The following is a 5,882-nucleotide window of genomic DNA, read 5'->3' as shown; positions in this document are numbered from 1 at the left end:
GTCAGCGCCTGGCTCCGCCCTCAAAGAAGCCTTACGCCATGTGGGACTTCGGCAGTGAATCCAATGGAGAGGCCTTCTCAAATAGGAGCGGAGAAAGCCTCTCCTCCCTTTTTCCCACCTCCTCAAGGTTCCTTAGGCCTCGGGGGGAGAAAATATCGCTTAGAGCTGGGGCGCCACCGAAGGCAGCGCCCCAGCTCCAACATCTGCCGTCTTGACGAGCGATTCCAGCTTGCCTATCATTCTAATGCATGTCGCCCTGGCGGAATGCCCCAACGACGCCTGGACGCACGGGATCCTGAACTCGAGGCTTGGAACCTATGCCGCCGCTTCTGGACGTCCGGAACCTGGAGGTGCGCTTCTTCACCCGGGATGGTGTGGTGCATGCGGTCAACGGGGTCTCTTTCCAGCTTCACGAGGGGGAGACGCTGGGGATCGTGGGGGAGTCAGGGAGCGGGAAGAGCGTCACCATGCTTTCCATTCTTCGCCTGATCCCCCAGCCCCCCGGCCGGATCACAAAGGGCGAGGTCTTTTTCCAGGGGGTGGATCTGCTGAAACTGGACGAGGCGGATATCCGCCGCATCCGGGGCTCAAAGATCGCCATGGTCTTCCAGGACCCGATGACCTCTCTGAACCCTGTGCTCACCATCGGCCGGCAGATCACGGAGGTTTTGGAAACCCATCTGAATATGTCCCCGCGCGAGGCACGTCGGCGGGCCATCGAACTCCTCCAAATGGTCGGAATCCCGAACGCTGAGGAGCGCCTGAACGATTATCCCCATCAGTTCTCCGGTGGGATGCGACAGCGGGTGATGATCGCCATGGCCCTGGCCTGCCACCCGCAGATCCTCATCGCCGATGAGCCCACCACCGCCCTGGACGTGACGATCCAGGCCCAGATCATCGATCTGGTCAAGCGGCTCCGGGATGAGTTGGGGATGGCGATCATCTGGATCACCCACGACCTGGGAGTGGTGGCCGGGCTGGCCCATCGGGTAGCGGTCATGTATGCCGGCTACATCGTGGAAGAGGCCCCGGTCCTGGAGCTGTATCACCATCCCCGTCATCCCTACACTCTGGGGCTGCTGGGATCCCTCCCCCGTCTGGACCGCCGGGAGCGCCAGCGGCTGGTGTCCATCGATGGGATGCCTCCGGATCTGCTGGAGTTGTCGCGGGGCTGCCCCTTTGCGCCTCGCTGTCCGTATGCCTTCGATCGCTGTTGGGAAGAGAACCCCCGGCTGGAGGAGATCGCTCCGAATCACCGGATCGCCTGCTGGGTGGATGTTACGACGGGGAGGCCGCGGTGAACCGGAACGGGCAGGTTTTGCTTCGCGTGGAAAATCTGGTGAAGTGGTTCCCGATCACTCGGGGAATCATCTTCACCCGCACCATCGGCTACGTGCACGCCGTGGATGGGGTCTCGTTCGAGATCCGGCGTGGGGAGACCCTGGGGCTGGTAGGGGAATCCGGCTGCGGGAAGTCGACCGTCGGACGGACGATCCTGCAGCTCTATCGGCCGACGCGAGGCCATGTGTATTTCGACGGCGTCGACCTGACGCAACTGAAGGGAAGCGAGCTGCGGCGCATGCGGCGCCGCATGCAGATCATCTTCCAGGATCCCTATGCCTCCCTCAACCCCCGCATGACTGTGGGCCAGATCATCGCCGAGCCGCTGGAGATCCACGGCATCGCCCGGGGGAAGGAGGCACGGGAGCGAGTAGAGGAGCTGCTCCGCCTGGTGGGCCTGAACCCTATCTTCGCCGACCGCTATCCGCACGAATTCTCAGGGGGGCAGCGTCAGCGCATCGGCATCGCCCGCGCGCTGGCCCTCCAGCCGGATTTCATCGTGTGCGACGAGCCGATCTCCGCCCTCGACGTCTCCATCCAGGCTCAGATCGTGAACCTCCTCCAGGAGCTTCAGGAGCGCTTCCACCTCACCTATCTGTTCATCGCCCACGATCTGGCTATGGTCCGGCACATCAGCGACCGGGTGGCCGTGATGTATCTGGGCAAGATCGTCGAGCTGGCGGATCGGATCGAGCTGTATGAGAACCCGCTGCATCCGTATACCCAGGCCCTGCTCTCGGCGGTCCCGGTGCCGGACCCAGCGGTGGAGGCCCGACGGCAACGGATCATCCTGCGAGGGGAGGTTCCCAGCCCGGTCAACCCGCCTGGCGGATGCCGGTTCCATCCTCGCTGCCCCATCGCCCAGGAGATCTGCAAGCGCGTCGAGCCGGAATGGCGGGAGGTCCGCCCTGGCCATTGGGTGGCATGCCATCTGGCGGAATGAGCCCTCTTCCCGCGCTGCAGAGCGACGTGGGAAGAGGGAAACAGGCGAGAAGTCACGGCGTTCGCTCCTCCGGGCAGCTTTTTCTCCCCCACCTTCCTCCCGTCCAGAGGGCCGTGGGGAGAGGGGATAGAAGGGGATAAGCCCCTTCCACCGCGCCCAACCGGCTCTCAACCCGATAACTCCAGGGCTGCAGAGAGAGGGGACGCCATGGGCAACTTCCGAGCTGTTCCGGGGGATTCAGGGGGTTGGCCTGCTTCCCTCCCGATGGCACCTGGATCGAATTTATCGCCTGAAGTTGCATATGGCGTAGAGGACAAACAAGATTCCCGGCCGGGCCAAGCGCTGAAAGCCCTTGGCCCGGCTTTCGTATCCTCCATCGGGGAAGGACTTATATCCGGAACCGTGGATCCTCCTGGAGCATTCGGCGGAGGCCCTCCTCCAGGAAGACCCGCGGCCGATATCCGAGGAGCCGTTCCGCTCTCCGAAGGTCCGCGCACAACCGGGCCACCCCACCGTCCTGGGCGGGGCTGTGGATCACTGGAACGTGTCGACCGACGACTCGCATCACGATCTCCGCCAGCTCGTTGACGGAGATCTCCTGGCCACTCCCCACATTCAGGATCTCCCCGTTCAGGTCCGTTCGCTTCCCAGCCGCCAGCAGGGCCTCCACCACATCGTCCACATACACGAAATCCCGGGTTTGGGTTCCATCCCCGAAGATCACTAGGGTTCCGCCTTCGACCGCCTGCTTGAGAAAGCGAGAGGTGACCGGCGCATGGGCGGCTGGAAGCGGCTGGCCAGGGCCATACGCGTTGAAAATCCGCAGGATCACCACCTCGAACCCCCACAGCCGGCCCAGGGTCCGAACGAAATGCTCGGCCGCCAGCTTGGTCACCGCGTAGGTGGAGAGCGGGCGAGGGAGAAGCTCCTCGTGGACCGGCTGGACCGGCTGATCGCCGTAGACTGCGCCGGAGGAAGCCAGCACCAGGCGCTTCACCCCCGCGTCCCGCATGGCCTCCAGCAGGGCCACCGTGCCACCCACGTTCACATCCTGATAAACCCGGGGATACAGGATGGACTCGGGCACCGAAACCCGGGCCGCCAGATGATAGACTAGATCCACGCCCTGCAACAGCGTCCAGAGCCGGGGGACATCCCGCACGTCCCCCCGGGCGAGGACCACCCGGGAATCCAAACGCTGGGGATCTCCCGCGCTGAGGTCGTCGAGGGCGAGCACGGTATGGCCCTCGCGGACCAGCCGATTGGCCAGGGCGGCGCCCAGGAACCCCGCGCCGCCGGTGATGAGGATCCGCATATCGCCTCCCGTTGGTAGCGTTTCCGTGCTGACGAATGGAAGATAGATAACATCAATGGCCCTTTCCCTCTGTATCCCCCTTGGGGAGAGGGCACAGTGTATGGCCAGGGCAGGATAGCTTTATCCCCTGAGCCCCCAGAGGAGGTCAACAGCTCCCTTCTCCCCTCCGTGGGAAGGGGGAGAGCGTTACGCCTGTCAAGAGGTCAGCAGCCACCCGACCAGTGCATCCAGATCGTAAAACATCTGAGTGGGCCGCACATCCGCCGGGAGCGGCTCCCGATACCGGTTCAGCCAGACGCAATCCAGTTTGAGGCGGAGGGCTGGCCGGATGTCGTGGAGAAGGCTCTGCGCGATGTGCAACACCTCCTCCCGGCGGGCGGTATAGCGAGAGCAGAAGGCCAGCCAGTGACGGGGATTCGGTTTATAGGTGCGAGTGTCCTCTGCGGTGATCGCCCCATCCACTTCCAGACCGTGGCGCCGGATGGTCTCCGCCAGCAGATCACGGTCCACGTTCGAGAGGATCACCCGTCGGAAGCCCATCACACCGAACGCCTTAAGGCCGTCCACGGTATCCGGGAAGGGCGGCCAGTCCGGCAGGGAATCCGCGAAAGCCTGGGCCTCCGCGTTGGAAATCCGAACGCCGAAACGAGAAGCCGCCGCCCGCGCGCTTTCCGCCAGGATCTCCCGATAGCGCCGGTAAGGCCCCGACTCCAGGCGATGTTCTTCCTCCACATAGATCCGGAGAAGCTCCTCCGGCGCGGGGTCCACCCCATGCTGACGTAGAATATCCCCCAGATGCTCGGCGATCCCGGCCTGCCAGTCGATCAGCGTGCCGTAACAGTCAAAAGTGAGAAAGCGATAGCGACCCATCGCGCAGCGCACCCCCTGTAATGGATTCCGCCCAGGAAAATCATGGTGGGGCATGTCGCTTCTGACCGTCTGCCCCATTTCAAAACACTCCTTCCACCCAGCCGCCCTTCGAACCGCGGGAATGGAAGGGGTTTTTCTCTTGTAAAACCGAGACATCGAAATGGATTGTTGCCTGGAACTGGATTTTTGGAAGCGTCTGACACCTTTTGTCTAAGCCCACGGGGCCCCTCCGGTGGCCATTGGCAGGTTCCTTCGATCCAGCGGAAAGGACCGTCCCTCCTGGTCGCGTTTTACTGCTGACGGACGAGGAATGCGGCCTCAATGGCCCCATCCCCCTGTACCTCCTCTCCTCGAGGCCCCTCGGCCTCGGGGAAAGGGGATTCCATTAAATTAACAGGAGCTACGAGGTTGGCTTCCTCTGAGGGCTTTGGGGGCGGGGTCATCCGGCCCTGGCGATTACGCCCCCAACGGCCTAATTCCCATTATTGATGCTGGGCGGGCGAGGCCGCCGAAGGTGGCCTCGCCCGCCCAAAAATTCTAATGGGAATCGAAGGCTCTATCCGTCACAAGAAAACATTATCCTCCCCCTTGTCCCCTCCTCCGCGCGGTCCCCTTAGGCCACAGGGACATGATCGGAAACCTCCACGAGGATCGGATGAAAGCTTGACGTCAGCTCTTCAGGCCACTGGGAGGAAAATGGAGCTGGGACCGTGCGTCGCCTGATTACGTAACCTGCCTGCTGAAGCCAGGCAACTGTCACCCCGATGGTTGGCAGCGGACCTCGGACCGAGTCTGTTGACGACCCTGCCCGGGCGAAGGACAATAAACAGCGCCCGCGCAAGCCGGAGTCTCCCCGTCGCTCAGGATAGCATGCAGCGCCTGCTTCGGCGAAACCGTGGGGTCTCTGGCGCAAACGTCTTCGGAGACAGATCGGCACGGGCAAGGAGACGCGATGGATCGAGAAGCGCTGAACCCTAACCTGGAGCTGGATATCCGGGGAGAGGTGTGTCCTTACACCTATGTGAAGACCCGCCTGGCCCTGGAAGAGATCGAGGTGGGCCAGGTGCTCCGGGTGCTGGTCGATTATGAGCCAGCGACCCACAACGTCCCCCGCAGTGTGAGGCTGCAGGGAGATGAAGTGCTGAAGGTCGAGCCAGTTGGAGAACGAACATGGGCGATCTGGATCCGGAAGCGGAATCCCTCGATCTGACGGCGGAGGATGCCGGGCGGATTCTGGCGCATGTCCAGGCGGAGTGGCCCTTGGAGGCCTGCGGGCTTCTGGGAGGAATCGGCCGCCGAGTGCTGGTGGTCTACCCTACACGGAATGAGCTGGCCAGCCCGGTTCGCTATCGGGTTCACCCGGACGATCTCATCCGGGTGATGCGGGAGCTGGAGGCCCGCGGGTGGGAA

6 protein-coding genes are annotated in these 5,882 nt (G+C 63.2%); 4 read left to right on the top strand and 2 right to left on the bottom strand.

The window, feature by feature from the left end; translation table 11 throughout:
- The first annotated feature begins 317 nt into the window (after nucleotides 1-317).
- A complete protein-coding gene (locus NZM16_RS03685; protein ID WP_295450861.1) occupies nucleotides 318-1,304 on the top strand; it encodes an ABC transporter ATP-binding protein in 987 nt (328 codons plus the stop codon).
- On the top strand, nucleotides 1,301-2,287 hold the full coding sequence (locus NZM16_RS03680) for an ABC transporter ATP-binding protein (protein WP_295478637.1): 987 nt from the start codon (nucleotides 1,301-1,303) through the stop codon (nucleotides 2,285-2,287). Before NZM16_RS03685 ends, NZM16_RS03680 begins: the two co-directional genes overlap by 4 nt.
- A gap of 388 nt (nucleotides 2,288-2,675) precedes the next feature.
- On the opposite strand, the gene NZM16_RS03675 is transcribed toward NZM16_RS03680, so the two are convergent.
- Together NZM16_RS03675 and NZM16_RS03670 are read right to left on the bottom strand one after the other, a co-directional pair.
- A complete protein-coding gene (locus NZM16_RS03675) occupies nucleotides 2,676-3,602 on the bottom strand; it encodes an NAD-dependent epimerase/dehydratase family protein (RefSeq protein ID WP_295450855.1) in 927 nt (308 codons plus the stop codon).
- 195 nt (nucleotides 3,603-3,797) lie between these two features.
- Nucleotides 3,798-4,472 carry a haloacid dehalogenase type II gene (locus NZM16_RS03670; protein WP_295478634.1) on the bottom strand — a complete coding sequence of 225 codons (675 nt, stop codon included), beginning with the start codon at nucleotides 4,470-4,472 and terminating at the stop codon, nucleotides 3,798-3,800.
- 952 nt (nucleotides 4,473-5,424) lie between these two features.
- Here NZM16_RS03670 and NZM16_RS03665 point away from each other — a divergent pair.
- Nucleotides 5,425-5,682, top strand: a complete 258-nt coding sequence (locus NZM16_RS03665) for a sulfurtransferase TusA family protein (protein WP_295450850.1) — start codon at nucleotides 5,425-5,427, stop codon at nucleotides 5,680-5,682.
- A partial coding sequence (locus tag NZM16_RS03660) for a Mov34/MPN/PAD-1 family protein (protein WP_295478631.1) occupies nucleotides 5,643-5,882 on the top strand: 240 nt, incomplete at its 3' end. The genes NZM16_RS03665 and NZM16_RS03660, both read left to right, overlap by 40 nt.

It is taken from the genome of Thermoflexus sp. (assembly GCF_025055495.1).
Taxonomy (GTDB): domain Bacteria; phylum Chloroflexota; class Anaerolineae; order Thermoflexales; family Thermoflexaceae; genus Thermoflexus.
The sequence above is the reverse complement of the archived record's forward strand: the minus strand, read 5'-3'. Positions and strand labels throughout refer to the sequence as shown.